At 68.9% G+C, this 24,981-nt stretch carries 24 protein-coding genes, 1 tRNA gene and 1 pseudogene; 13 read left to right on the top strand and 13 right to left on the bottom strand.

The genetic code is table 11. The annotated features are described in order from the left end of the window. Nucleotides 1–97: 97 nt before the first annotated feature. From acs to ACFWBQ_RS10630, 5 genes are all read left to right on the top strand, one after another. Entirely contained in the window at nt 98–2,065 is a 1,968-nt protein-coding gene (gene acs / locus ACFWBQ_RS10650) for an acetate--CoA ligase (protein ID WP_385486300.1), read from the top strand. A 441-nt stretch (nt 2,066–2,506) separates the two neighbouring features. Next, nucleotides 2,507–3,907, top strand: a complete 1,401-nt coding sequence (gene nhaA, locus ACFWBQ_RS10645; RefSeq protein WP_385486298.1) for a Na+/H+ antiporter NhaA — start codon at nt 2,507–2,509, stop codon at nt 3,905–3,907. A 39-nt stretch (nt 3,908–3,946) separates the two neighbouring features. Continuing rightward, on the top strand, nt 3,947–4,477 hold the full coding sequence (locus ACFWBQ_RS10640) for a phage holin family protein (protein ID WP_385486296.1): 531 nt from the start codon (nt 3,947–3,949) through the stop codon (nt 4,475–4,477). Next, the gene (locus tag ACFWBQ_RS10635) at nt 4,474–5,460 is read left to right on the top strand and encodes an alpha/beta fold hydrolase (RefSeq protein WP_385486294.1); all 987 of its coding nucleotides are present in this window, start codon (nt 4,474–4,476) and stop codon (nt 5,458–5,460) included. The genes ACFWBQ_RS10640 and ACFWBQ_RS10635 overlap by 4 nt, the downstream gene beginning before the upstream one ends. Nucleotides 5,461–5,565: 105 nt before the next feature. Then, complete coding sequence (locus ACFWBQ_RS10630) at nt 5,566–5,769, top strand: hypothetical protein (protein ID WP_383182993.1); 204 nt, start codon at nt 5,566–5,568, stop codon at nt 5,767–5,769. Between the two features lie 114 nt (nt 5,770–5,883). On the opposite strand, the gene ACFWBQ_RS10625 is transcribed toward ACFWBQ_RS10630, so the two are convergent. From ACFWBQ_RS10625 to nth, 3 genes are all read right to left on the bottom strand, one after another. Continuing rightward, nucleotides 5,884–7,089, bottom strand: coding sequence for a MarP family serine protease (locus ACFWBQ_RS10625; RefSeq protein WP_385486290.1), 1,206 nt, complete (start codon nt 7,087–7,089; stop codon nt 5,884–5,886). A 91-nt stretch (nt 7,090–7,180) separates the two neighbouring features. Further along, nucleotides 7,181–7,948, bottom strand: coding sequence for an NUDIX hydrolase (locus ACFWBQ_RS10620; protein ID WP_385486288.1), 768 nt, complete (start codon nt 7,946–7,948; stop codon nt 7,181–7,183). 79 nt (nt 7,949–8,027) lie between these two features. Then, nucleotides 8,028–8,972, bottom strand: coding sequence for an endonuclease III (gene nth, locus ACFWBQ_RS10615; RefSeq protein ID WP_385486286.1), 945 nt, complete (start codon nt 8,970–8,972; stop codon nt 8,028–8,030). Between the two features lie 229 nt (nt 8,973–9,201). Here nth and ACFWBQ_RS10610 point away from each other — a divergent pair, with 229 nt between their 5' ends. After that, nucleotides 9,202–9,876: a Crp/Fnr family transcriptional regulator gene (locus tag ACFWBQ_RS10610; protein ID WP_031090867.1), complete on the top strand. Its 675-nt coding sequence runs from the start codon at nt 9,202–9,204 to the stop codon at nt 9,874–9,876. A gap of 72 nt (nt 9,877–9,948) precedes the next feature. On the opposite strand, the gene ACFWBQ_RS10605 is transcribed toward ACFWBQ_RS10610, so the two are convergent. Next, a complete protein-coding gene (locus tag ACFWBQ_RS10605) occupies nt 9,949–10,089 on the bottom strand; it encodes a hypothetical protein (RefSeq protein WP_385486284.1) in 141 nt (46 codons plus the stop codon). A gap of 76 nt (nt 10,090–10,165) precedes the next feature. Here ACFWBQ_RS10605 and ACFWBQ_RS10600 point away from each other — a divergent pair, with 76 nt between their 5' ends. Continuing rightward, nucleotides 10,166–11,806, top strand: a complete 1,641-nt coding sequence (locus ACFWBQ_RS10600) for a hypothetical protein (protein WP_385486282.1) — start codon at nt 10,166–10,168, stop codon at nt 11,804–11,806. Here ACFWBQ_RS10600 and ACFWBQ_RS10595 read toward each other — a convergent pair. The 6 genes from ACFWBQ_RS10595 to ACFWBQ_RS10570 all read right to left on the bottom strand — a co-directional run bounded on the left by ACFWBQ_RS10595 (nt 11,788) and on the right by ACFWBQ_RS10570 (nt 16,192). Continuing rightward, a complete protein-coding gene (locus ACFWBQ_RS10595; protein WP_385486280.1) occupies nt 11,788–13,014 on the bottom strand; it encodes a hypothetical protein in 1,227 nt (408 codons plus the stop codon). The genes ACFWBQ_RS10600 and ACFWBQ_RS10595 overlap by 19 nt on opposite strands. Next, nucleotides 12,950–13,603, bottom strand: coding sequence for an NUDIX hydrolase (locus ACFWBQ_RS10590; protein WP_385486278.1), 654 nt, complete (start codon nt 13,601–13,603; stop codon nt 12,950–12,952). The genes ACFWBQ_RS10595 and ACFWBQ_RS10590 overlap by 65 nt, the downstream gene beginning before the upstream one ends. Nucleotides 13,604–13,636: 33 nt before the next feature. Continuing rightward, complete coding sequence (locus tag ACFWBQ_RS10585) at nt 13,637–14,467, bottom strand: MBL fold metallo-hydrolase (RefSeq protein ID WP_385486276.1); 831 nt, start codon at nt 14,465–14,467, stop codon at nt 13,637–13,639. After that, nucleotides 14,464–15,438: an NUDIX hydrolase gene (locus ACFWBQ_RS10580; protein ID WP_385486274.1), complete on the bottom strand. Its 975-nt coding sequence runs from the start codon at nt 15,436–15,438 to the stop codon at nt 14,464–14,466. The genes ACFWBQ_RS10585 and ACFWBQ_RS10580 overlap by 4 nt, the downstream gene beginning before the upstream one ends. A 125-nt stretch (nt 15,439–15,563) precedes the next feature. After that, nucleotides 15,564–16,034, bottom strand: a complete 471-nt coding sequence (locus ACFWBQ_RS10575) for a RidA family protein (protein ID WP_385486272.1) — start codon at nt 16,032–16,034, stop codon at nt 15,564–15,566. Next, complete coding sequence (locus ACFWBQ_RS10570) at nt 16,034–16,192, bottom strand: DUF4177 domain-containing protein (RefSeq protein WP_019992579.1); 159 nt, start codon at nt 16,190–16,192, stop codon at nt 16,034–16,036. The genes ACFWBQ_RS10575 and ACFWBQ_RS10570 overlap by 1 nt, the downstream gene beginning before the upstream one ends. A 71-nt stretch (nt 16,193–16,263) precedes the next feature. On the opposite strand from ACFWBQ_RS10570, the gene ACFWBQ_RS10565 reads away from it, so the two are divergent. Further along, on the top strand, nt 16,264–17,295 hold the full coding sequence (locus ACFWBQ_RS10565; protein WP_385486270.1) for an ArsA family ATPase: 1,032 nt from the start codon (nt 16,264–16,266) through the stop codon (nt 17,293–17,295). Next, nucleotides 17,292–18,701: an ArsA family ATPase gene (locus ACFWBQ_RS10560; RefSeq protein WP_385486268.1), complete on the top strand. Its 1,410-nt coding sequence runs from the start codon at nt 17,292–17,294 to the stop codon at nt 18,699–18,701. The genes ACFWBQ_RS10565 and ACFWBQ_RS10560 overlap by 4 nt, the downstream gene beginning before the upstream one ends. A 44-nt stretch (nt 18,702–18,745) precedes the next feature. Here the strand turns inward: ACFWBQ_RS10560 and ACFWBQ_RS10555 are convergent, their stop codons facing one another. Further along, the gene (locus tag ACFWBQ_RS10555; protein WP_385486266.1) at nt 18,746–19,096 is read right to left on the bottom strand and encodes a WhiB family transcriptional regulator; all 351 of its coding nucleotides are present in this window, start codon (nt 19,094–19,096) and stop codon (nt 18,746–18,748) included. Between the two features lie 396 nt (nt 19,097–19,492). On the opposite strand from ACFWBQ_RS10555, the gene ACFWBQ_RS10550 reads away from it, so the two are divergent. After that, nucleotides 19,493–21,727, top strand: a complete 2,235-nt coding sequence (locus tag ACFWBQ_RS10550) for a transglycosylase domain-containing protein (protein WP_385486264.1) — start codon at nt 19,493–19,495, stop codon at nt 21,725–21,727. Nucleotides 21,728–21,809: 82 nt separating this feature from the next. On the opposite strand, the gene ACFWBQ_RS10545 is transcribed toward ACFWBQ_RS10550, so the two are convergent. Further along, a complete protein-coding gene (locus ACFWBQ_RS10545) occupies nt 21,810–22,274 on the bottom strand; it encodes a GatB/YqeY domain-containing protein (protein WP_385486262.1) in 465 nt (154 codons plus the stop codon). A 79-nt stretch (nt 22,275–22,353) separates the two neighbouring features. Here ACFWBQ_RS10545 and ACFWBQ_RS10540 point away from each other — a divergent pair, with 79 nt between their 5' ends. Both ACFWBQ_RS10540 and ACFWBQ_RS10535 read left to right on the top strand, forming a co-directional pair. Next, the gene (locus ACFWBQ_RS10540) at nt 22,354–23,292 is read left to right on the top strand and encodes a metallophosphoesterase (RefSeq protein ID WP_385486260.1); all 939 of its coding nucleotides are present in this window, start codon (nt 22,354–22,356) and stop codon (nt 23,290–23,292) included. Nucleotides 23,293–23,400: 108 nt separating this feature from the next. Beyond that, nucleotides 23,401–23,474: transfer RNA gene (locus ACFWBQ_RS10535), tRNA-Pro, on the top strand. A gap of 106 nt (nt 23,475–23,580) precedes the next feature. Here the strand turns inward: ACFWBQ_RS10535 and ACFWBQ_RS10530 are convergent. Next, nucleotides 23,581–23,901, bottom strand: a pseudogene (locus ACFWBQ_RS10530) (tyrosine-type recombinase/integrase); the annotation flags it as partial. 620 nt (nt 23,902–24,521) lie between these two features. On the opposite strand from ACFWBQ_RS10530, the gene ACFWBQ_RS10525 reads away from it, so the two are divergent. Next, nucleotides 24,522–24,932, top strand: a complete 411-nt coding sequence (locus tag ACFWBQ_RS10525; protein ID WP_385486258.1) for a hypothetical protein — start codon at nt 24,522–24,524, stop codon at nt 24,930–24,932. The last annotated feature ends 49 nt before the right edge of the window (nt 24,933–24,981 follow it).

Here is a 24,981-nt window from a genome sequence, read left to right as displayed (position 1 = left end):
ACACGAGACACAGGTCTAAACCAATTCCGGGCAGACACTTGTCACCTGGCCTGCGGCCTGATGAGCTGTCCCCCGGGACACAACGGACACCCTGGGAATGGGAGATGTCGTGAGCAACGAAAGCCTGGCCAATCTGCTCAAGGAGGAGCGGCGGTTCGCACCGCCTGCCGATCTGGCCGCGAACGCCAACGTGACAGTGGAGGCGTACGAGCAGGCCGATGCGGACCGGCTGGGCTTCTGGGCCGAGCAGGCCCGCCGCCTGACCTGGGCCACTGAGCCGACCGAGACGCTCGACTGGAGCAACCCTCCCTTCGCGAAGTGGTTCGCGGACGGCAAGCTCAACGTCGCGTACAACTGCGTGGACCGCCACGTCGAAGCAGGCAACGGCGACCGGGTCGCCATCCACTTCGAGGGCGAGCCCGGCGACACGCGTGCGATCACTTACGCGGAGCTGAAGGACGAGGTCTCCCGCGCCGCCAACGCCCTCACCGAGCTCGGTGTCGGGAAGGGCGACCGGGTCGCCATCTATCTGCCGATGATCCCCGAGGCCGCCGTCGCGATGCTGGCCTGCGCCCGCATCGGTGCCGCTCACTCGGTCGTCTTCGGCGGCTTCTCCGCCGACGCCATCGCGGCCCGCATCCAGGACGCGGACGCCAAGGTCGTCATCACCGCCGACGGCGGCTACCGCCGCGGGAAGCCGTCCGCACTCAAGCCCGCCGTGGACGACGCCGTCTCCCGTTTCGACAGCATCGAGCACGTTCTCGTGGTCCGTCGCACCGGGCAGGACACCGCCTGGACCGAGGGCCGTGACGTCTGGTGGCACGAGATCACCGGCCGGCAGTCCACCGAGCACACCCCCGAGGCCTTCGAGGCGGAGAACCCGCTCTTCATCCTCTACACCTCGGGTACCACGGGTAAGCCGAAGGGCATCCTGCACACCTCGGGCGGATACCTCACGCAGACGGCGTACACACACCAAGCGGTCTTCGACCTCAAGCCCGAGTCGGATGTGTACTGGTGCACCGCCGACATCGGCTGGGTCACCGGACACTCGTACATCGTCTACGGCCCGCTGGCCAACGGCGCGACCCAGGTCATGTACGAGGGCACGCCCGACACCCCGCACCAGGGGCGCTTCTGGGAGATCATCCAGAAGTACGGCGTCACGATCCTCTACACCGCGCCGACCGCGATCCGTACGTTCATGAAGTGGGGTGACGACATCCCCGCCAAGTTCGACCTGTCGTCGCTGCGTGTCCTCGGTTCGGTCGGTGAGCCGATCAACCCCGAGGCATGGATGTGGTACCGCAAGCACATCGGTGCCGACGCCTGCCCGATCGTGGACACCTGGTGGCAGACGGAGACCGGCGCGATGATGATCTCGCCGCTTCCCGGAGTCACGGAGACCAAGCCCGGCTCGGCGCAACGCGCGCTGCCCGGTATCTCCGCCACCGTCGTCGACGACGAGGCCCGCGAGGTACCGGACGGCGGGGGCGGCTACCTCGTCCTCACCGAGCCCTGGCCGTCGATGCTCCGCACCATCTGGGGCGACGACCAGCGCTTCATCGACACCTACTGGTCGCGCTTCGAGGGCAAGTACTTCGCGGGCGACGGTGCCAAGAAGGACGACGACGGTGACATCTGGCTGCTCGGCCGGGTCGACGACGTCATGCTCGTGTCCGGGCACAACATCTCGACCACCGAGGTCGAGTCGGCTCTCGTGTCGCACCCGTCGGTCGCCGAGGCGGCCGTGGTCGGTGCCAATGACGAGACGACCGGTCAGGCCATCGTCGCGTTCGTGATCCTGCGCGGTACGGCCACCGCCTCCGAGGAGCTCGTCGCCGAGCTGCGGAATCATGTCGGCACCACGCTCGGCCCGATCGCCAAGCCCAAGCGGGTTCTGCCGGTCGCCGAGCTGCCGAAGACCCGCTCCGGCAAGATCATGCGGCGTCTGCTCCGTGACGTCGCCGAGAACCGTGAGCTGGGCGACGTCACCACACTCACCGACTCCTCGGTGATGGACCTCATCCAGACGCAGTTGCCGACCGCGTCCACCGAGGACTGAGCCAAGGACGACGAACAAGGCCGAGCGCAGGAACGCCGCGGTCTGCGGTCTGCGGTCCGAGGACTGCGGACTGCGGACTGCGGACTGCGGACTGCGGACCACGAACCGAGGACCACAGGCCGAGAACCACAGGCCGAGGGACCGGTTGACCAGGGACCAGAGTCCGCACCGAGCGTCCAGTTTCTTCGTACGGCTCCGAGGGGCATCCGGCAACGCGCCGGATGCCCCTCGGGCATCCAGGGGCGAAGATGAGCTTCGATGGACGTCGATGGGCGACGAGCACCGGATACGTCCATCGGCGCCCCGGTAGAGTGACGACTGCTTCGTCAATGGAGCAGGTCGACAACCTCATATCAAATCTTCACAGGGGCGCCGGGAAGTCTGGTCGGCACGTGCATCTGCCATGCCATCGCTGCCGTACCGACCCGGAGGTCTCCCCTCGTGGCCGCGCCTGTACCCCCGTCCCCCCGCCGTGCCCTGCTCGGCCGCCTTTCCCTGCCCGAGCGGAACTATGTCGCCGAGGCACTGCGCACCGAGACGGTCGGCGGCGTCATCCTGCTGGCCGCCGCCGTCACCGCATTGATCTGGGCGAACACCGCCGGGTCCAGCTACGCAGCCGTGAGCAATTTCCACTTCGGCCCCGGAACGCTGGGACTCCGTCTCTCCGTGTCCCACTGGGCGGCCGACGGACTCCTCGCCGTCTTCTTCTTCGTCGCAGGCGTCGAACTCAAGCGCGAGCTGGTGGCGGGCGAACTGCGCGACCCCCGGGCAGCGGCCCTGCCCGTAGCCGCCGCGCTGTGCGGCATGGCCGTTCCCGCCGTCGTCTACACCCTGGCCGCCGTACTCGGTGGAGGTTCCACAGCCGGCTGGGCAGTCCCCACCGCCACCGACATCGCGTTCGCGCTGGCAGTTCTCGCGGTCATCGGCACCTCGCTGCCGGCGGCACTGCGCGCGTTCCTGCTCACTCTCGCCGTGGTCGACGACCTGTTCGCGATCCTGATCATCGCGGTCTTCTTCACCGAGGACATCAACCTCCTGGCTCTCGCAGGCGCCTTCGCCGGTCTGGCCGTCTTCCATGTCCTGCTGCGCGCGGGAGTCCGGGGTTGGTACGTCTACCTGCCGCTCGCCCTGGTGATCTGGGGGCTGATGTACAACAGCGGCGTCCACGCCACGATCGCCGGTGTCGCCATGGGCCTCATGCTCCGCTGCACCCGGCGCGAAGGCGAGTCGCACTCCCCCGGCGAACACATCGAGCACCTGGTGCGCCCTTTGTCCGCCGGGTTCGCGGTGCCGGTGTTCGCACTCTTCTCGGCCGGTGTCACCCTCAAGGGCGATGCCCTGGCAGGCGTTTTCACCCGGCCCGAAGCGCTCGGCGTCGTTCTTGGCCTGGTCGTCGGCAAGACAATCGGCGTCTTCGGCGGCACCTGGCTCGTCGCCCGCTTCACCAAGGCGGAGCTGAACAAGGGCCTGGCCTGGGCGGATGTGCTTGCCGTCGCCACGCTCGCCGGAATCGGCTTCACCGTTTCGCTGCTCATCGGAGAGCTCGCCTTCGCGGGCGACGAGGACATGATCAACGAGGTCAAGGCCGCGGTCCTGCTCGGTTCCCTCATTGCCGCCGTACTCTCCGGTGTACTGCTGAAAGTCCGGGTACGCAGATACAGGGCCCTGTATGAGGGGGAGGAGCTCGACGAGGACGAATCGGGTGTGCCCGACATCTACGAGCAGGAGGACCCGGAGTACCACCTGCGGATGGCTGCGATCCACGAGAGGAAGGCTGCCGAGCACCGTCGCCTTGCCGAACAGGCGGGGGCAGCGAGCAGCAAGCCGGACAGTCCGGCATGATCTGACATCGGATGTACTGAAGAGGAGAGGGAGTCAGGGATGAGCGACCCCGGCAACTACGCGGGCAGCGCCGACCGTAGTCTCGGACAGCTGTTCGCTTCGGCGACGGCTGAGATGTCCGCGCTGGTGCACGACGAGATCGCCCTGGCCAAGGCCGAGGTACGCCAGGACGTCAAGCGCGGCGTGATCGGCAGTGTGGCGTTCATCGTCACCGGCGTGCTGATTCTGTTCGCGATCCCCGTGCTCAGCTTCGCGGCGGCCTACGGGATCCACAATCTCGGGCTCGGGCTCGCCTGGTCGTTCCTGATCGTGGGCGGCGCGTTCATTCTGCTGGGGATTCTGCTCGCCCTCTTCGGCCTCGCCAAGTTCAAGAAGGTCAAGCCGCCGGAGAAGTCCATCGCCTCGGCCAAGCAGACCGCGGCGGTCCTGCAGGGCGTCAAGCCGCACCCCCGCCCCACCGTCACCGCGGGTGCGATCGGCCGGGCGCAGGGCAGCACCCTTGCGGACAAGGCCATCGAGAACCGTCCGGTCCAGGACAAGGCGGCCTCTGTGGCACGCTCGTCGACATGACCGACCCCGATTTCAGCGCACCCGGCCCGGCCGGCCCAGCGGGACCGTTGGGACCGGCAGCCGGTTCCGGCAGTCCCGTACGTCTCGACGGTCCCTGGACCCACCGCGATGTGGCGGCCAACGGTGCCCGCTTCCATATCGCCGAGCTCGGCGACGGGCCGCTCGTGCTGTTGCTTCACGGCTTCCCGCAGTTCTGGTGGACCTGGCGCCATCAGCTGACCGCGCTCGCCGACGCCGGGTTCCGCGCGGTCGCGATGGACCTGCGCGGGGTGGGCGGCAGCGACCGTACGCCCCGGGGCTACGACCCGGCCAACCTGGCACTCGACGTCACCGGTGTGATCCGCTCGCTCGGCGAGCCGGACGCGGCCCTGGTCGGACATGACATGGGCGGCTATCTCGCCTGGACGGCCGCGGTGATGCGGCCCAAGCTGGTACGGCGTCTCGTGGTGTCGTCGATGCCGCATCCGCGCCGGTGGCGTTCCTCGATGCTCTCCGATTTCGCACAGTCCCGGGCCGGCTCGCATGTCTGGGGGTTCCAGCGGCCGTGGGTTCCGGAGCGTCAGCTCGTCGCGGACGAAGCGGCGTTGGTGGGCCGACTGATCCGGGACTGGTCGGGCCCGCGGACCTCGGACTTTCCCGACGACAAGACGGTGGACGTCTACCGCCGTGCCATGTGCATCCCTTCGACGGCTCACTGCGCCATCGAGCCGTACCGCTGGATGGTGCGCTCGCTGGCCCGTCCGGACGGCGTCCAGTTCAACCGGCGGATGAAGCGCCCGGTGCGCGTACCGACGCTGCATCTGCACGGTTCACTCGATCCGGCGATCCGTACTCGTAGTTCCGCGGGATCCGGGGAGTACGTCGAAGCGCCGTACCGTTGGCGACTTTTCGACGGTCTGGGGCACTTCCCCCACGAGGAGGATCCGGTCGCGTTCTCGACCGAACTCATCAACTGGCTCAAGGATCCTGAGCCCGACCGGTAGCCGACGGGCACAGTTGTCCGACGAACAGCCAATTGCCTGCCGCATAAGCCAATTGGCTGACTCCCACGCGATTACCGACCTTGGGTCACGGGCAGACGTCGGGGTATGGGCTGGACGCGCGACTTCAGTGACGCAGCACGCAACCGCCGCTCGACCGCTCCTGCTGGTCCGAGCACTCATGAGGGGGGCGGCTCCCGGAGCCGGGTGCACGATGTGAGTGATTTCCATGATCTCCGGCTGGGCATTCCACGCATTCTGCATCGTCGGGCCCGCTGGGTCTCGGCGCGGCTGCGTCATCCCCGTGGATGACACACAGCACCCGTCCGACGCACTACGGCGCAGGCGCCGGCCGGGCTGTGCCTGACGACGGCACACCCGGCGCATCTGCCCCGCACACGCGTCGGGCGTCGCACCGCCTCCCGGTCAGAGCGCGCAGCCCTGACTGTCGACCTGTTGAGCGGCGGCCCTGCCGAGCTCGATGTCCTCGCGGATCTCGTCGGCCGTCAGCGCGTAGCCCGTGTCCGGGTCGTCGAGCGACTTGGCGAACACCACGCCGTACACCTTGCCGTCCGGAGTGAGCAGCGGGCCGCCGGAGTTGCCCTGCCGCACGGTGGCGAACAGGGAGTACACATCGCGCCGCACGGTGCCCCGGTGGTAGATGTCCGGGCCATCGGCGTCGATGCGGCCCCGGATGCGAGCGGAGCGTACGTCGTAGGCGCCGTTCTCCGGGAAGCCGGCGACGATGGCATCGTCGCCGCTCTCCGCGTCGCTCCGGGTGTCGGTGAAGCGCAGCGGCTCCGCGTCGAGGTCCGGGACGTCCAGTACGGCGATGTCACGCTGCCAGTCGTAGAGAACGACCTTCGCGTCGTACAGCCGGCCTTCACCGCCGATCTGCACGGTCGGCTCGTCCACGCCGCCGACCACATGGGCGTTGGTCATCACGCGGCGGTTCGAGAAGACGAAGCCGGTGCCCTCCAGGACCTTGCCGCAGCCCGGCGCCATGCCGACGACCTTGACGATGGACCTCTTGGCGCGGGCGGCTACCGGGCTGCCCTCCAACGCCGGGTCCGGAGCCTTGACCTCGGTGATGGGCTCATTGGCGAAGGGACTGAAGACCTGCGGGAAGCCGTTCTGCGCGAGGACCGACGAAAAGTCGGTGAACCAGTTGGACGCGCTGTCGGGCAGCACCCGGGAGACACCGAGCAGGACCGAGGAGCTGCGGACCTCCTTGCTCACTGTCGGCATCGACGCCTGCGCCAGCAGGGAACCGATCAGCCAGGCGACCAGCAGCATGGCCACCACGTTCACCAGGGAGCCACCGGTGGCGTCCAGGGCGCGCGCGGGCGACCACGTGATGTACCGGCGGAGTTTGTTGCCGAGATGGGTGGTGAACGCCTGTCCGACGGAGGCGCACACGATCACGATCACGACCGCGACGATGGCGGCGGTGGAGGAGACCTGAGACCCCTCGGTCACCTGCTTCCAGATGATCGGCAGCAGATAAACGGCGGCGAGACCGCCACCCAGGAAGCCGATCACGGACAGGATGCCGACGACGAAACCCTGGCGGTAGCCGATGACCGCGAACCATACGGCGGCGACCAGCAGCAGGATGTCCAGCACGTTCACCGTCTATAGCCTCGCAGATTCGTCACCTGGCCCGTCCGGTTCGACGGGGTCCGGGCCAGGCCCGGAACAGCGCAGCAGGGAAGTCAGCCTGTCATGCGCGCCAGTCGAGCGGCACCTGCTTGGCCCGGTCCCAGGGGCGTTCCCACCCCGCGTAGTGCAGAATCCGGTCGATCACACCGGCTGTGAACCCCCAGACCAGTGCGGATTCGACCAGAAATGCCGGACCTCGGTGGCCGCTCGGATGAACGGCCGTGGCCCGGTTGGCCGGATCCGTGAGATCCGCCACGGGAACGGTGAAGACACGGGCGGTCTCGGCCGGGTCGACCACGCCCACGGGGCTCGGCGTCCGCCACCAGCCGAGGACGGGCGTGACCACGAAGCTGCTCACCGGGATGTAGAGACGGGGCAGGACGCCGAAGAGCTGGACACCGCTGGGATCGAGGCCTGTCTCCTCCTCGGCCTCCCGCAGCGCCGCCCTGAGCGGGCCGGTGGTCGCCTGATCGCCGTCCTCCGGGTCGAGGGAGCCCCCGGGGAAGGACGGCTGGCCTGCATGGGAGCGCAGGGAACCGGAGCGCTCCATCAGGAGCAGCTCGGGGCCGCGCTCACCCTCGCCGAAGAGGATCAGGACGGCCGACTGCCGGCCGGCTCCGCTCGCGGGCGGCAGAAACCGGCTGAGCTGCTGGGCCCGGACGCTCTGCGCCGCGCGGGCAACGGGGTCGAGCCAGCCGGGCAGCCCGTCGGTGGTGACGGTGACCGCGCCGTCATGGGGCGCACCTGTCTGCGACGCGTCCGTCCGCGTCGTGGCCGCCTGTGTCGTGGCCGCGTTCCGTGCGGCCCGTGTGCTCTGTGCGTGCGTCATGGGCACCCCCGTCGTTGCAACGCCTGTCGTCGGCCATTTCGTTCCGCACACGGCCGGGGCAGCCCGTGAACGGTGGCTGTCACCCGGCTCCCAGGGGCGGCGCGGGCCTGCCCGGGTAGTCCGGGGGCGGGCTGAGGCGCTGGCCGGGATATCCGCCCATCTCGTACTTGAGGAGCTTCCTGGCCTTCTCGGGGTCCGTCTCGCCCTCACCGTACGAGGGGCAGAGCGGGGCGATCGGACAGGCGCCGCAGGCGGGCTTGCGGGAGTGGCAGATGCGACGGCCGTGGAAGACCACGCGGTGCGAGAGCATCGTCCACTCACTCTTCGGGAAGATCACTGCGATCTCCGCCTCGACCTTCTCCGGGTCCTCCTGCTCCGTCCATTTCCAGCGACGGACCAGCCGGCCGAAGTGGGTGTCGACCGTGATGCCCGGTACGCCAAAAGCATTGCCGAGGACGACGTTGGCCGTCTTGCGGCCGACGCCGGGCAGCTTCACGAGATCGGCGAGGCGGCCGGGGACCTCACCGCCGAAGCTGTCCCGGAGGGCTGCCGACAAGCCGATCAGGGACCGCGACTTGGCCCGGAAGAAACCGGTCGGCCGGATGATCTCCTCCAGCTCCTCGGGCACGGCGGCAGCCATGTCCTCCGGGGTCGGATAGGCCGCGAAGAGTGCGGGAGTCGTCTGGTTGACCCTCAGGTCGGTGGTCTGGGCGGAGAGCACCGTGGCCACCAGGAGCTCGAAAGGATTGCGGAAATCCAGCTCGGGATGGGCGTACGGATAGAGCTCGGCCAGCTCGCGGTTGATCCTGCGGGCACGGCGGACCATCGCGAGATGCGATTCCGGTTTCGCCGTCTTCTTCGCTGCCCGGGGTGTCTGAGCCGTGCGACCGGCCCGGGCTGTCCGGTCAGCCTGCGCGGCCGACGCCCCCTGGGTGTCCGACGACGCTCCCGCTGGGCGTTTTGTGGCACTTCTCCGACCCCGTACGGGCTGTTCGCCCACAGCGGAATTCTTGTCCTCCGACACCCCATCAGCCCCCTTGGCCTGCGCTCTCACCGGCTTTCCGGACACTCGGCCAGCCTAGAGCCAGCCGCCGACATCCGCGCCGGTCACTGCGCATCCACGCCCAATCGGCCCCCTGCCGTAGGGTCCGGCACGCCCGTGCGTCAAACTGGTTTGTGATTGATCGCACTGTTTTACCGTCCGGCATTATGGGGACCACGGTTCCCTGACCAGGCCGACAAGGAGAGAACTCGTGGACGACGTTCTGCGGCGCGCCCCGCTTTTCGCGGCGCTCGATGATGAGCAGGCCGCGGAGCTCCGCGCCTCGATGAGTGAGGTGACCCTCGCACGCGGTGACGCGCTGTTCCATGAGGGCGACCCGGGTGACCGCCTGTATGTGGTCACCGAGGGCAAGGTGAAGCTCCACCGCACCTCCCCCGACGGGCGCGAGAACATGCTTGCCGTCCTCGGTCCCGGCGAGCTGATCGGAGAGCTGTCGCTCTTCGACCCGGGCCCGCGCACCGCTACGGCGAGCGCGCTCACCGAGGTCAAGCTGCTCGGCCTCGGCCACGGCGACCTCCAGCCCTGGCTGAACGCGCGCCCGGAGGTGGCCACCGCACTGCTGCGCGCCGTCGCCCGCCGGCTGCGCAAGACCAACGACCAGATGTCCGACCTGGTCTTCTCCGACGTGCCGGGCCGTGTCGCCCGTGCGCTCCTCGACCTGTCGCGCCGCTTCGGCGTCCAGTCGGAGGAGGGCATCCACGTCGTCCACGACCTGACCCAGGAAGAGCTGGCCCAGCTGGTCGGCGCCTCCCGCGAGACGGTCAACAAGGCGCTCGCGGACTTCGCGGGGCGCGGTTGGCTGCGGCTCGAGGCGCGCGCGGTGATCCTGCTCGATGTGGAGCGGCTGGCGAAGCGCTCGCGCTGACCCGGCGACGTCAACGCATTCCGAAGGGCCCCCGATCCGGTGAAACCGGATCGGGGGCCCTTCTGTGCGTGCTCAGAGCCCCAGCAGCCACTCCATCAGCGACGAATCCACCACGACCACCGTCGCCACCAGACACAGCCGCGCCGTGGCGCGCCAGCTGCGCAGCCCCTCACTCAGCACCCGCCCGGTCTCTTCTGCCCAATTTCCCCTCATGGGCCATCACCTCCTTGGTACGACTAAAACCGCAACTCCCTTCATTTCTTAATCATTTGAACCGGGAGGGAACGAAGTGAGACGTCTCAGACCGCCCGCGCCGCCTCCGCCGTTCGACTCGCACAGCGCGCTCCTGCGAGACCTCCGCGCGCTCAGAAAACTGAGCCGTCTCAGCTTCGAGCAACTCGCCGACGGCTCCGCGGAGGCCGCCCTTGCCCACCCCGGGCTGCTGCCCTACTCCAAGCCGACCTTCAGCCGGTTCCTCGCGGGCAGATCCGGGAGCGACCGGCACCTCGAAACGTTCGTTGCCGTCTGCGTCCTCGCAGCCGAAGCGGCAGGTACCGTGCTTCCCGCCGGCTGGGGCGATCACAGGTGGTGGCTCCGGCGCTGGGCCGCGGTGGGCCCCGGGAGCGAACTGCGGCTGGAGAGCCAGGACGCCACCTGGGAGGGCGACGCTCTGGGGCTGCCGTACGGCTTCCCCGGCGTCCTGCCGACCGTGTTCTGGGGCGATGTCGGGTCGGCCGCCCACCAGCTCGTGGAGCGGATGCGCGCGGCGGGCAGGAACGACGACCCCGAGGGCGCCGTGGAGCTGGCGGACGAACTCACGCGGCACTGCCCCGAAGGCCCCGGCTCCTGGGCCGCCCGCCAGGCGGCCGCGTACTGGGCGGCGGAGGCCGGTCTGCTGCGCAAGGCGCGGCAGCTCACCTCGGATCTGCTGCGTGCGGCGCGTGAGGAGTTCGGCCCCGACGACCCCTTCACCCTGCTCACGGCGCGGCGGCTCGCCGACCGGGAGGCGGACCTCGGGAACCACCGGAGCGCCGTGCTCGGCTACGAGGCGGTGCTGCTCGGCTCCCCGGGCGACGAGAGCAGGCCGGACCCGCTGCTCGCCAGGCTCGGCCGGGCCCGCTCGATGGCCGAGCGGGGGCATTCCTACACCGCGTACGACACACTCGGCCGACTGCTGCCCGTGGTACGCGGCGTCTTCGGGGCCCAGCATCCGGCCAGGCTCCGGGCGGAGCTCGAATTACTGCGGGTCAGAGCGGTGTTGCCGGGTGCTGAGCCGCCCGGCCCGGATGAGTACGCGGCGCTGGGGAGAGACTTCGACAGGGTCTTCGGCGGTGGTCACCGGTACACCGCACTGCTGCGCGCGACCACCGCCGAGCAGCTCACGCACCTCGCGGTGCGCGCGGGCGACCGGAAGCAGGCGCGGGCGCAGCGCGAAACGGTGCTGGGGCTGTGGGAGAGGAGCCGGGCGAAGCGGCAGCACCACCCGGTCACCCTCGCTCTGGGCCTGCTCGGCGCCGCGCTCTCCCTGTGCGACCAGGAGCTGCTCGATTCGGATCATGTGCGGCTCCAGGCCCGTACCCAGGCGATCTCGCTGTGCGAGATCGTGGTGCACCACTGCGCCCACGGGCGGGCCGCCCTCGGCGACCACCACCCTTACGAGGCGGCCGCCCGCAGCGTGCTCGGAGCCCTCCTGCCCGAACACGAACGGCACCGGGAGGCGGCCGAGCACCTGCTGAGCGCGACCTCCATCTTCCGGCGCACGCTCGGGCCGGAGCATCCGGAGGCCCTCGCGTCCCTGGCCGCGCTGGTGCGCGCCGCCCCATCCGGGCCGCCGGGCGTCCACTGCGTGCCCCTGGCGCAACTGCTCGACGAGGAGAGCCAGGGGGCGCTGTACGGGCCCCGGATCCCGCCTCAGCGAGCCCCGGGCTGAGCCGCCGGGGCCTGGCGGGCGGCCGTCGAGCCCTGGGAGACGCCCAGGGACTCGCTCGACGCCATGGCAGCCGACGCCGTCCCGTAGGCCGTACTCCCGTAGCCCTGGCCATCGGCGGACCGGCGGCCGTCGAGCGTGGGCAGCAGCGTGAACCGGCCGAGCGCCGCACCCCGTTCGACACGCAGGACCATCCGCGTGTTCCGGGCGTCCGGCGCCTCGACCTGCCCCTCCTCGAGCAGCAGCTCCCTGACGAGACGGATGAAGCCCTCGAACTCCCCGGCCAGCCTGGCGCTGTCCACCGGCTTCCCCGCCTCGTACGCCGACACGGCCTTGCGAAGGCGGTAGTGCGCGGGCTCACTCTTGAGGAGCGTCACCAGCCGGGCCGGGATCGTCGCGCACTGGTCCAGGCTCAGGGCCAGGAACGGGAGTTCGAAGACTTCGGACACGTGATCGCGATCGTTCTCCCTCTGCCTCGGGAGTCCCCCGCCCAGCGGCAGGTCGATCATCCCCCAGCGCAGGTCTCGCGCCTGCGGATAGTCCGTCGCAAGGCCGAGTGCCAGCGGCACGTTGTAGCGGTAGCAGACCGCCGCCGTGTCATCGATCGCATCCCAGTCGGCCTGACTGAGCGCGCCTGCGTCACGGCTCCGGGTCGCCCACGCCCGCAGCCCGTCGAAGTACACCACCTCTTGGTCATTGATCCACTCGGTCACGAGCGCGCGCTCGCGCGGCGCGAGCGCGCAGCGGACGTTGGCGGGCGAGAACTGGAGCAGCAGCTGGGTACGGAACTGGAGAGCGAGAAGCCCCACATCGTATCCATGCCCGAAATCATGCCGGTTGGCGTCGAGATACTCCACGTATCCGGCAGGAGGCAGGCCTTCGACGCCGCGCTCCCGCTGGGAGGCGTGGATCTCCGTGAGGGACGCGCGGCCCTGGCGCACGACCGGCGTCAGATGCCCGTCCTCGAGCAGTACGGACAGATCGCGGCGGACGGGGAAGACCCGCTCCCTGCCGGGCCAGAGCAGCTCTCTGAGGTGGGGGTTGTTGTTGATCTGCGAGTCGCCGACGAGTAACGGGCCCCGGAACAGCGCGTGCCGTATCAGGTAGCCCCTCAACTGCCGTAAAGAGCTCTCCGGTTCACCTGTGTCAGGGGCCAGCCGGCCGTCCGGGTCGGCCTCCGTCGCGTAGAGCTGCCCCACCGAGTCGATCACGCGCTTCGGCCCTCCCGAGGATCTGGTCCCTGGCCTGGTACAGCAACACCAGGGTCACGGCGTCCTGTACATGGTCGTGGAAGTCCGGCCGGGCGGAGAGCAGGTCGACCGAACGCACCCCGACGATCACCTCGGAGAGCTCAGGAGCCGGGCTCACCTCGCCGCCCACCTCGTCCAGCCACGCGATGAAGCAGTGGTGGGGGTGGGCCGCGAACGCCGGGTCCGGGTGCACCACCCCCGTCGGCTGCAGCTCCCCCGGCACGACAAGGCCGAGCTCCTCCGCCAGCTCCTTGCCGGCTACCGCCTCGGGGTCCAGCTCCGCGGTCCCGAACCCCATGACCGCCTCGGGCGACACGGCGCGCGCGGAGTGGCGGTAGACCTCGACCAGGAGCGCATGGCGCCCGCCGATGACGGGAAGCACCGCGACGGAGTAAGGGGCCCGCCACTGCCAGCGCACATAGGTACCCGGTACGCCCTGCGGCTCGAAGACCACCTCGTCGTCGTAGAGCCGCCCGTAGCTGTTCTCGTAGACAATCCGCTCTTCGGCGATGCGGATCTCGCTGAGGGGAGCCGGCTTGTCCTGATGCATGCACGCAACCTATGCGACCTGAACGAACACCCTCTAGATCAGGCCGTGTTCACTTAGGTACTCCATCTGTGCCCGCACCGACAGCTCCGCAGCCGGCCACAGGGAACGGTCCACGTCCGCGTACACCGCCGCCACCACCTCCGCCGGTGTCCGGTGTCCGGCCTCCACGGCCGTCTCCACCTGGGCCAGGCGGTGTGCCCGGTGGGCGAGGTAGAACTCGACCGCCCCCTGGGCGTCCTCCAGCACCGGACCGTGTCCCGGGAGCACCGTGTGCACCCCGTCGTCGACCGTCAGCGAGCGCAGTCTCCGCAGCGTGTCGAGGTAGTCGCCGAGCCGCCCGTCCGGGTGCGCGACGAGCGTCGTGCCACGTCCGAGGATCGTGTCGCCCGTCAGCACCGCACGGTCGGCGGGCAAATGGAAGGAGAGCGAGTCCGCGGTGTGCCCCGGGGTGGGCACGACCCGGAGTTCGAGCCCCCCGGTGGTGATCACGTCGCCCGCCGTCAGCCCCTCGTCGCCCAGGCGCAGCGCCGCGTCCAGGGCGCGCACCTTCGTGCGGGTGAGCTCGGCGAAGCGTGCCGCGCCCTCGGCATGGTCGGGATGGCCGTGCGTGAGCAGCGTGAGGCCGACGCGCCGCCCGGACCTTTCCGCGGTGTCGATGACGGCCCGCAGATGTACCTCGTCGAGCGGACCCGGGTCGATGACGACCGCGAGATCGGAATCCGGCTCCGCGACGATCCAGGTGTTGGTGCCGTCCAGAGTCATCGCCGATGCGTTGGGCGCGAGGACGTTGACCGCACGGGTGGTGGCGGGGCCGGAGAGGACGCCGCCGCGGGGCTGTCCGGGCAGTGCTGCCGCGTCGCTCATGCGGGCCCACCGTCCGTTCCGCGGTCCGCCGTCCGGTCCGCGCCCGGTCCGCGGCCGCGGTCCTCCGTGCCCGTACCGCTGTCCGCCGCATGCCCGCCCGCGGACGGGATGTGTTTGGTGAACTCCTCGTGCCCGGGCCAGCTCAGCACCACATCGTCGCCCTCCGTACGGGCCTGTGCGAGCACAGGAGCCAGGTCCTGGGAATCCGCAGCCTGCAGCGCCTCGGCGGCCGTCCTGTACGGCCTCAGCGCCCGCAGCGTGGCGACGGTCGGCGGCATCATCAGCAGTTCGCCCTTGTCGTAGCGGTCGGCGGCCTCGCCCGGACGGATCCACACCGTCCGGTCGGCCTCGGTGGACGCGTTCCGGGTGCGCTGGCCCTCCGGGAGCGCGGCCACGAAGAACCAGGTGTCGTACCGGCGCGGTTCGAACGCCGGAGTGATCCAGCGCGCCCATGCGCCCAGCAGGTCGGAGCGAAGGACCAGGCCCCGCCGGTCGAGGAAGGCGGCGAAGGACAGCTCACGGGCGACGAGTGCCTCGCGGTCGGCCTCCCAGTCGGCGCCCGTGGTGTCGCTCACGACGGTGTCGGCGGTCGGTCCGGCCAGCAGGACGCCCGCCTCCTCGTACGTCTCACGGACCGCCGCACAGACGACGGCCTGCGCCTCGGTGACCGTCTCCACGCCCAGCCTTTCCGCCCAGCTCTCCAGGGACGGTCCCGCCCATCCCACGAGGTGGTCGTCGTCGCGCGGGTCGACCCCGCCACCCGGATAGGCGTACGCACCCCCGGCAAAGGCCATGGAGGTGCGCCTGCGCAGCATGTGGACGACGGGACCGGCGGTACCCGTCTCGGACCGGCCGTCCCGCAGCAGCATCACCGTGGCCGCCCGCCTGGGGGTCACGGCTGTGAGGTCGCCGCTGGCGAGGGCCCTGATCCGGGCGGGCCATTCCGGTGGGTACCACTGACCGTTGGGCATGGCCGGAGGCTATCCGGAACCGCGCCGATGTTCGAGGGCTCCATGGCTCCGTGGCTGCCCCTTACACACGTCATCCCGCCCGGTCACAGGGACCGGGCGGGATGACAGGACGGCGACCATACGGCTCAGGCCCCGACGAGCTCGACCTGGACCTCGATCTCCACCGGTGCGTCCAGGGGCAGTACGGCGACGCCCACGGCGCTCCGCGCATGCACGCCCTTGTCGCCCAGGACCGCGCCCAGCAGCTCGCTCGCGCCGTTGACCACGCCCGGCTGCCCGGTGAAGTCGGTGGCCGAGGCGACGAAGCCCACGACCTTCACGACCCGGGCGATCCGGTCCAGGTCTCCGGCGACCGACTTCACGGCCGCCAGGGCGTTCAGCGCGCAGGTCTTCGCCAGCTCCTTGGCCTCGTCCGGCGTCACCTCGGCGCCGACCTTGCCCGTCACTGCGAGCTTGCCGTCCACCATCGGCAGCTGGCCGGAGGTGTACACGTACACCCCGGACTGCACGGCCGGCTGGTACGAGGCCAGCGGCGGGACGACGCCCGGGAGCGTCAGGCCGAGCTCGGCGAGCTTCGCCTCGACGGCGCCCGCCACTACGGCTTCTCCCGCTTCAGGTAGGCCACGAGCTGCTCGGGGTTGTTCGGGCCGGGAACGACCTGGACCAGCTCCCAGCCGTCCTCGCCCCAGGTGTCCAGAATCTGCTTGGTCGCGTGCACGAGAAGGGGCACGGTCGCGTATTCCCACTTGGTCATGAGCCGACTGTAATGCCTGGCACAGGTGGTCTCGTGCGTAGCCTGCCTGCCGACTGGTTAGGCTCGAAGACGTGAGCAGGTTCCAGGTCGTCAGCGGCAAGGGCGGTACCGGTAAGACCACGGTCGCCGCCGCACTCGCGCTCGCCCTCGCGACCGAGGGCAGGCGCACTCTCCTCGTCGAGGTCGAGGGCAGACAGGGCATCGCCCAGCTCTTCGAGTCCGAAGCCCTTCCGTACGAAGAACGCAAGATCGCCGTGGCGCCCGGTGGCGGGGAGGTCCATGCGCTGGCGATCGACGCCGAACGTGCGCTGCTCGACTACCTCCAGATGTTCTACAAACTGGGCAGTGCCGGCCGGGCGCTGAAGAAGCTCGGCGCGATCGACTTCGCCACCACCGTCGCCCCCGGCGTCCGGGACGTCCTCCTGACCGGCAAGGCCTGTGAGGCCGTGCGCCGCAAGGACAAACAGGGCCGGTTCGTCTACGACTACGTGATCATGGATGCGCCGCCCACCGGCCGCATCACCCGCTTCCTCAATGTGAACGACGAGGTGGCGGGGCTGGCGCGGATCGGTCCGATACACAATCAGGCGCAGGCCGTGATGCGGGTCCTGAAGTCTCCCGAGACGGCGGTCCACCTGGTGACGCTCCTCGAGGAGATGCCGGTCCAGGAAACCGCTGACGGCATCGCGGAACTCCGGGCCGCCGAGCTGCCCGTGGGGCGGGTCGTGGTGAACATGGTGCGACCCCACCTGCTGGACGAGGACGCGCTGCGTACGGCGTCGGGGGGCCGCCGCAAGGAGATCGCGAAGACGCTGACCAGGGCGGGCGTGACGGGTTCCGCCGGGCTCGTGCGACCGCTGGTGGAGCAGGCCGCCGAGCACGCCCAGCGGGTGGGCCTGGAGCGCGAGCAGCGCGCCGCGCTTGCCGGGCTGGGACTGCCCACCGCCGAGCTCCCCCTGATGGGCGAGGGCGTGAGCCTTTCCGCGCTGTACGAGCTGGCGGCGGAGTTCCGTAAACAGGGTGTGGGCGACGAGACGGCGGACGCGGCGGGGCAGGGGTCCGCAAGGGGCGCGCGGCGCTCCGGACAAGGGGTGGGTTCATGACGCTGGGCACGGACATCGCATCCGGGCTGGACACCGACGCGCTCCTGGACGACCCGGGGATCCGGATCGTCGTGTGCTGCGGATCGGGTGGCGTCGGCAAGACGACGACCGCCGCGGCGCTCGGTGTACGGGCGGCCGAGCGCGGCCGCAAGGTCGTCGTCCTCACCATCGACCCGGCCCGCCGGCTCGCCCAGTCCATGGGCATCGACCAGCTCGACAACATCCCGCGCCGGGTCGAGGACATCGGCGGCGACGGCGAGCTGCACGCCATGATGCTCGACATGAAGCGCACCTTCGACGAGACCGTCGAGGCGCACACGGACGCCGAGCGGGCCCGCGCGATCCTGGAGAACCCCTTCTACCAGTCCCTGTCGGCCGGTTTCGCGGGCACGCAGGAGTACATGGCGATGGAGAAGCTCGGGCAGCTGCGGGCGCGCGACGAGTGGGACCTGATCATCGTCGACACCCCGCCGTCCCGCTCCGCGCTGGACTTCCTGGACGCGCCGAAACGTCTCGGCTCGTTCCTGGACGGGAAATTCATCCGGCTTCTGATCGCCCCCGCGAAGATCGGCGGGCGGGCCGGGATGAAGTTCCTCAATGTCGGCATGTCGATGATGACGGGGACACTCGGCAAGCTGCTCGGCGGCCAGCTCCTCCGCGACGTACAGACCTTCGTCGCGGCGATGGACTCCATGTTCGGCGGATTCCGTACCCGGGCCGATGCCACGTACAAGCTGCTCCAGGCCCCGGGCACCGCGTTCCTCGTGGTGGCGACGCCCGAGCGGGACGCGCTGCGCGAGGCCGCGTACTTCGTGGAACGGCTGGCCGCGGAGGAGATGCCGCTGGCCGGCCTGGTGCTCAACCGGGTGCACGGCAGCGATGCCGCGCGGCTCTCCGCGGAGCGGGCGCTGGCCGCCGCAGAAAATCTTGACGGCGTCGGCATTGTGGATCAGACGGCCGGGAAGGCTGGCCTTTGTGACCCGGCGGGCTCGGCGGCCGTCACCTCTCCCGAAGCCTCCGAGTCACCGCTCTCCCCCGAGCGCAACGAGCCCACGCCGCACGCCCAAAAGACGCACGAGCCGCACGACCAGAAGCAGCAGCCGCATGACCCGAAGCCGCATGCCCGGTCCAAGACGCCCGAGCACACGGAGGAGGACGACGCCTCCATCGCCGACACCGTTTCCGTCGAGCAGCTGACCGCAGGTCTGCTGCGGCTGCACGCCGAGCGGATGCAGGTCGTCGCGCGCGAGCAGCACACACGCGACCGCTTCACCGCGCTCCACCCCGAGGTCCCGATGACCGAGGTGGCCGCGTTGCCCGGTGATGTACACGACCTCGCAGGCCTTCGGACCATCGGGGAACGGCTCGCGGCCGGTTCCGCTTCTGCTCCGGCCGGAGCTGCGTAGGACCGCCGCCGGGCTCCCCTCACGGGGCCGCCCCGCGCGCGGGTCTACCCCGCGGCTGCGTACGTCTCGTGCAGTTCGTCGTCCTCCAGGCCGACCGCTGCGGGCAACAAGCCCGTGGACCGCTCGTACTCACTGCGTGCGGTCTCCAGCAGACGACGCCAGGACGTGACGGTGGGCCGTCGGCGCAGCAGTGCGCGGCGCTCCCGCTCCGTCATTCCGCCCCATACGCCGAATTCGACGTGATTATCCAGCGCATCAGCCAGGCATTCGGTCCGCACCGGGCAACCGGTGCACACCGCCTTGGCCCTGTTCTGCGCTGCCCCTTGTACGAACAGTTCATCCGGATCGGTAGTGCGGCAGGCTGCCTGCGCACTCCAGTCGGTTACCCAGCCCATGCCGGCGCCGTCCTCTCCCGAATCGAGGCTCCCCCACGGCGGCAGCGGCATATTCACCGCTGCCAGTTGAGGACGTTACGGAAGGCAGCGACAGCACAACACCCCCTTCGGGCCCAATCTTGAATGGCCCGAACGGACTATGCGTACGCGGCAGATCACCCAGAGGAGTGAGGTGAGGACATACAGGGCCATCCCGGAAAAACAGGGACAGTAGACCCAAGTCGCAACGGATATTCAGTGACACATGAGACGAATTCGGGAACGCCTCGACATGTGGCCGAGTTGCGTTGGGCCGTGCACGGGGGTTGATGCAAAACCGGACTGCTGTGACAGTTGAGAGCAGCTTAGGCCAAGGCCTATACGCGTGTCCGGCGAATGAGAACGTAGGCTGCCCCCATGCCAAAGAAGCGCTCAGGCGGGGGTCTCACCACGACCCAGCAGGCCGCCAAGTTCCTCGGTGTCGCCGCGCTGTCCGGAGCTGTGCTGGCAGGCATCGCGCTGCCGGCCGCCGGAGCGCTGGGGCTCGCAGCCAAGGGGACGGTCGAGGGATTCGACGAAATCCCTTCCAACCTCAAGACTCCGCCGCTGAGCCAGCGGACCACGATCCTGGACAGCGACGGCGGGCTCATCGCGACCGACTACTCACGCGACCGGACCGTCGTCCCGCTCAAGGACATCTCGCCGTACATGCAGGACGCGATCATCGCGATCGAGGACTCGCGCTTCTACGAGCACGGGGCCGTCGACCTCAAGGGCATCCTGCGTGCGATGAACCGCAACGTGCAGGCCGGTGGCGCCACGCAGGGCGCCTCGACCCTCACCCAGCAGTACGTGAAGAACGTCTTCGTCGAGGAGGCGGGCGACGACCCGGACAAGGTCGCGCAGGCCACCCAGCAGACCCTGGGCCGCAAGGTCCGTGAGCTGAAGTACGCGATCCAGGTCGAGGAAGAGCTCGGCAAGAAGAAGATCCTGGAGAACTACCTCAACATCACGTTCTTCGGGCAGCAGGCCTACGGCATCGAGGCCGCCTCCCAGCGGTACTTCTCCAAGCACGCGAAGGACCTGAAGGTGGAGGAGGCCGCGCTGCTCGCCGGCCTCGTCCAGTCGCCGACCCGCTACGACCCGGTCAACGACACCGAGGAAGCGACCAAGCGTCGCAACATCGTGCTGCAGCGCATGGCGGCCGTCGGGGACATCTCGCAGGACGAGGCCGCGAAGGCCATCGCCAACCCGATCAAGCTGAAGGTCAGCGAGCCGAAGAACGGCTGCATCACGGCTGTCAGCGGCTCCGGTTTCTTCTGCAACTACGTGCGCCAGATCGTCCTCAACGACCCGGCTTTCGGGAAGACCGGCGAGGAGCGGGCCAAGCTCTGGAACCTGGGCGGTCTGACGGTCAAGACCACGCTCGACCCGAAGGCGCAGCGGGCCGCCAACGAGGCAGCGACCTCGAAGGTGAACAAGGACGACAAGGTCGCCGCCTCGGTGGTGCAGGTCCAGCCCGGCAGCGGCAAGATCCTCTCGATGGCCCAGTCGCGCCCGTACGGCCTGGACCAGAAGAAGCACCAGACGATGCTCAACCTCGGCGTCAGCAACAAGATGGGCGGCAGCACCTACGGCTTCCAGGTCGGTTCGACCTTCAAGCCGATCACGGCCGCCGCGGCCCTGGAGAAGGGCATCAGCCCCGCTCAGAGCTTCTCCACCGGCTGGAAGCTCTCGGTTCCGCAGAACTCGTACCGCAACTGCGCGGGTTCCCCCGCCGGTGGTGGCAACTGGGACCTGCAGAACGAGATGGAGTCCGAGAAGGGCTCCTGGGACATGACGGGTGCGCTCGGCAAGTCCATCAACACCTACTTCGCCCTGCTGGAGCAGAAGGCCGGCCTGTGCGAGACGGTCGAGATGGCGAAGAAGGTCGGCTACGAGCGGGGCGACGGCAAGGAGATCGAGGAGCACACCTCGATCACCCTCGGGAGCGAGGTGAGCACCCCGCTGTCCATGGCTTCCGTGTACGCCACGTTCGCCAACCGGGGCACGTACTGCTCGCCGATCGCCATCGAGGCGATCATCGACCCCGACGGCAAGAAGATCGACGTACCGAAGTCCGAGTGCTCCCGGGCGATGAGTGAGCCGACGGCGGACACGATCAGCCAGATGCTCAAGGGCGTGGTCGAGGACGGCACCGGCACGCTGGCCGGTCTCACCGACCGTGACAACGCCGGCAAGACGGGTACGACCAACGACCGTCTGGACGCCTGGTTCGTCGGCTACACCCCGAACCTCTCGACGGCGGTGTGGGTCGGCGACGACATCGGCGAGAAGACCACCAAGATGTTCAACATCACCATCGGTGGTCAGTACTACGACAAGGTCTGCGGTGGCTGTCTGCCGGGACCCATCTGGAAGATCGCGATGACCGGCGCGCTGAGCGCGTCGGAGACGCCGTCCTTCAACCCGATCTCGGTGCCGCGTGCCAAGCCGAAGGAAGACAAGGACAAGGGCAAGAACAAGGGCCGGGACCGCGAGGACATCGACGAGAAGCCGGGGACCGACGACCCGCTCGGCGGCATCACCTTCCCGCCGGGCATCATCGGCGGGAACGACGGTGGCACGCGCGGCGGAGGCAACGGTCCCTGATCGTCCGGGGCAGGCATGAAGGAGGGCGCTCCCCGCACCGGGGAGCGCCCTCCTTCGTTACGTCCTGAGCCTCGTCGGCCTCTCAGCCCGCGAGGAGCTTCTTCACCGTGGCCGCCACCCGGCCGCCCTCGGCGAGCCCCGCCACCTTCGGGTTCACGATCTTCATGACGGCACCCATCGCTCGCGGCCCCTCGGCTCCGGCAGCCTTCGCCTCCTCGACCGCGGCGGCGACGATGCCCGTCAGCTCCTCGTCCGTGAGCTGCTTGGGAAGGTACGCGTCGAGCAGCTCGCCCTCCGCCTTCTCCCGCTCGGCCTGCTCGCTCCGGCCGCCCTGCGCGAAGGCCTCGGCCGCCTCGCGGCGCTTCTTCGCCTCTTTGGCGATCACCTTCTGCACCTCGTCGTCGGAGAGCTCGCGCGCCGTCTTGCCGCTGACCTCTTCCTTGGTGATCGCGGTGAGGGTGAGCCGGAGGGTGGACGAGGTGAGCTCGTCACGCGCCTTCATGGCCGTGGTGAGGTCTTCCTTGAGCTTGGACTTGAGCGTGGTCATGCGGCGATTGTGACAGGTACCGGGCGCCGGGCGCCCGCCGGTTTTCCTCTCGGCGCACCGTGTCTGCGACGATGGGCACATGCGCGCACGCTACGGAGTACCCCTGAAAGTCACGGCAGTCGGCGCAGCGGTCGGTGCCGCCGGCCTCGTGTACGCCGCCGGATTCGAGGCCCGCTCGTTCCGCCTGCGACGGATCGCGATCCCCGTACTCCCGCAAGGAGCACGCCCGTTGCGCATACTCCAGGTCTCCGACATCCACATGGTGAGCGGCCAGCGCAAGAAGCGGGCCTGGCTGCAGTCGCTGGCAGGTCTGCGCCCCGACTTCGTTGTGAACACCGGCGACAACCTCTCCGATCCGGAGGCGGTACCCGAGGTGCTCGACGCTCTCGGTCCGCTGATGGAGTTCCCCGGGGTGTACGTCTTCGGCTCGAACGACTACTACGGCCCCAAGCTCCGTAACCCGGCCCTCTATCTCCTGGAGAAGATGCAGGGCAAGCACGGCCTCAACGGAAACGCGCCGGCGGTCGGCGTCGTCCACAACCCGTGGGAGCCGATGCGGGACGCCTTCGACGCCGCGGGCTGGCTCGACCTGTCCAACACCCGCGGACACCTCAAGCTGGACGGACTCGAGATCGCGTTCACCGGCCTGGACGACCCCCACATCAAGCGGGACCGCTACGCCGACGTCGCCGGCGGCCCCGAAACGGGCGCCGACCTCTCGATCGGGGTGGTCCATGCCCCCTACCTGCGCTCCCTGGACGCCTTCACCGCGGACGGCTACCCCCTGATCCTCGCGGGGCACACCCATGGGGGCCAGCTCTGCATCCCCTTCTACGGCGCCCTCGTCACCAATTGCGACCTGGACACCGACCGGGTGAAGGGCCTCTCGAGGCATACGGTCGGCGACAAGCGCGCCTACCTCCACGTATCGGCCGGCTGCGGCACCAACCGCTACACCCCGGTCCGCTTCGCCTGCCCGCCGGAGGCGACCCTGCTGACGCTGACGCCCCGCGACTGAGGGTGACCGGCGTTCGCGGGCGCTCCTGTCGGCCGAGACAAAACCGGATTTCGCCTCCGGGCACAGGTGGGCTAAAGTAATCGATGTCGCCGGGCAACCGGTGGGCATCGGGGTGTAGCGCAGCTTGGCAGCGCGCTTCGTTCGGGACGAAGAGGTCGTGGGTTCAAATCCCGCCACCCCGACAGCTGAAACACCAGGTCAGGACCGGTCTTCCTTCACGGAAGACCGGTCCTTATTTGCGTTTCGGGGGCTCCGGGGAGTGAATCAAGGAAATTCACTCCCCAGTCGTCACCCCTGACGCGCTCGCATCAAGGCATCGAGCGCACGCACCGGAGATCGCGGATGCACTGCCACCCGTGCGCCCAACGATTCCTCCCACTGTTCAGTCAGCTCGTCCATGAGCCGATTTCGCATCCGCGCGGTGATGTGCGAGTAGCGAGCCCGCACCGAGCCGTCCTCGTGCCCCATGCGCTCATCCATGAGCTTGGGCGGGACCCCCAACTCCTCCATGACCGTCTTGTGAGGGTGCCTGAGCCCATGCGGAGTGAGGCCCCGTGCAATCGGCAGCCAGCACGCGTCCGCACGGCCCGAAGCGTTCCTTCCTCGCGCCAGGCGGAAGCGTCGGCAGTGCGCCACTGGATTGGGCGTCGGAGCGAGCCGCGGCGCAGGGCAGCGCAGGGCAAGCCGTGGTTGCGGCCAAGGGCTGTCCCGTAATCCCTGGCGGGCGCACGACGACAGCTACGACACCTCGCCCGCGTTGTCGGAACGCCCGAATACATCCAGTATGCGGACGTCCCTTCGCCTTGCGATGCACCGCATCCGACGCCGTGCGCTGATCCACCAGGGATTACGGGACAGCCCTTGGATGCGTGGAAGGACAACCAGGGGCTTGCACCGCTTCTACAAGCGCGCAGGCTTTACACTGTCCGCATCGTGGATCTCCCGCACCGCAGGTCAGGTGCCCCGTTCCAGCGGTCGACCGAATTGGCGCCCGACACCAATAGTTGATTTCAGCACCCTGCCGAGTGCGCACAGACGAGAGACCCCGGCGAGATCGGGGGCTTCTATCGTCTCCCAGCAGGCGAATGGGAGGCCGTGCGCAAGCCGAGCGGAGGCTGCTCCTCTTCGCGACTATAGGGCCAGACCGGTATCCGCATCATCGTTGGCAATGACGGCAAAGTGTTCAGTTGCTTCCCGGTCAAAACCCCGTGAGCGGCTGAGAGGGCGACATGGAATTCACCTACACGAACATCACAACGGATGAGCTGCACGGCACGAGGCTGGAAGAATTCCTCATCAACATCGAGGCCGATATCACTATCGCCGATGACGGAAGGATTGTTTTCTCCGAGGGGAGATTCCCTGTCACCGAGCTTGCCCGCGACCTCACGGAGTGGGCCACCTCGGGAAATCCAGCCCCTGATCGGGACTTCGAATGGGACTCCATGTCCTTTGCGGAGCTTGGTGCAATTCGCATCCAGCAGCGTGAGGGCGGATGGCGCCTGGGGTCAGCCTACGACCCCGAGGTCTGGAGCAGCAGCCTGCCCTGGGCTGCTCTATCTCAGGCAATTTACGAGTACGTGAAACACGTACGCGCAGATGTCGAAAAGCTGGGCATCAACCCTTCCTTCATCCCATAGCCAGAAATCTGTGACGATGACATAGGGAGATGGCTGGCCCATTTTCCCG

The sequence above is a fragment of the Streptomyces sp. NPDC060035 genome, assembly GCF_042736635.1.
Lineage (GTDB): Bacteria > Actinomycetota > Actinomycetes > Streptomycetales > Streptomycetaceae > Streptomyces.
This window is presented reverse-complemented; position numbering and strand designations above follow the sequence as displayed.

What these genes read in the sequence shown, in the direction of transcription:
- acs (WP_385486300.1), top strand. Translation starts at nt 98, where the DNA reads ATGGGAGATGTCGTGAGCAACGAAAGCCTGGCCAATCTGCTCAAGGAG.
- ACFWBQ_RS10640 (WP_385486296.1), top strand. Translation starts at nt 3,947, where the DNA reads ATGAGCGACCCCGGCAACTACGCGGGCAGCGCCGACCGTAGTCTCGGA.
- ACFWBQ_RS10635 (WP_385486294.1), top strand. Translation starts at nt 4,474, where the DNA reads ATGACCGACCCCGATTTCAGCGCACCCGGCCCGGCCGGCCCAGCGGGA.
- ACFWBQ_RS10630 (WP_383182993.1), top strand. Translation starts at nt 5,566, where the DNA reads ATGGGCTGGACGCGCGACTTCAGTGACGCAGCACGCAACCGCCGCTCG.
- ACFWBQ_RS10620 (WP_385486288.1), bottom strand. Translation starts at nt 7,948, where the DNA reads ATGACGCACGCACAGAGCACACGGGCCGCACGGAACGCGGCCACGACA.
- ACFWBQ_RS10605 (WP_385486284.1), bottom strand. Translation starts at nt 10,089, where the DNA reads ATGAGGGGAAATTGGGCAGAAGAGACCGGGCGGGTGCTGAGTGAGGGG.
- ACFWBQ_RS10590 (WP_385486278.1), bottom strand. Translation starts at nt 13,603, where the DNA reads ATGCATCAGGACAAGCCGGCTCCCCTCAGCGAGATCCGCATCGCCGAA.
- ACFWBQ_RS10585 (WP_385486276.1), bottom strand. Translation starts at nt 14,467, where the DNA reads ATGAGCGACGCGGCAGCACTGCCCGGACAGCCCCGCGGCGGCGTCCTC.
- ACFWBQ_RS10580 (WP_385486274.1), bottom strand. Translation starts at nt 15,438, where the DNA reads ATGCCCAACGGTCAGTGGTACCCACCGGAATGGCCCGCCCGGATCAGG.
- ACFWBQ_RS10570 (WP_019992579.1), bottom strand. Translation starts at nt 16,192, where the DNA reads ATGACCAAGTGGGAATACGCGACCGTGCCCCTTCTCGTGCACGCGACC.
- ACFWBQ_RS10560 (WP_385486268.1), top strand. Translation starts at nt 17,292, where the DNA reads ATGACGCTGGGCACGGACATCGCATCCGGGCTGGACACCGACGCGCTC.
- ACFWBQ_RS10555 (WP_385486266.1), bottom strand. Translation starts at nt 19,096, where the DNA reads ATGGGCTGGGTAACCGACTGGAGTGCGCAGGCAGCCTGCCGCACTACC.
- ACFWBQ_RS10550 (WP_385486264.1), top strand. Translation starts at nt 19,493, where the DNA reads ATGCCAAAGAAGCGCTCAGGCGGGGGTCTCACCACGACCCAGCAGGCC.
- ACFWBQ_RS10545 (WP_385486262.1), bottom strand. Translation starts at nt 22,274, where the DNA reads ATGACCACGCTCAAGTCCAAGCTCAAGGAAGACCTCACCACGGCCATG.
- ACFWBQ_RS10540 (WP_385486260.1), top strand. Translation starts at nt 22,354, where the DNA reads ATGCGCGCACGCTACGGAGTACCCCTGAAAGTCACGGCAGTCGGCGCA.
- ACFWBQ_RS10525 (WP_385486258.1), top strand. Translation starts at nt 24,522, where the DNA reads ATGGAATTCACCTACACGAACATCACAACGGATGAGCTGCACGGCACG.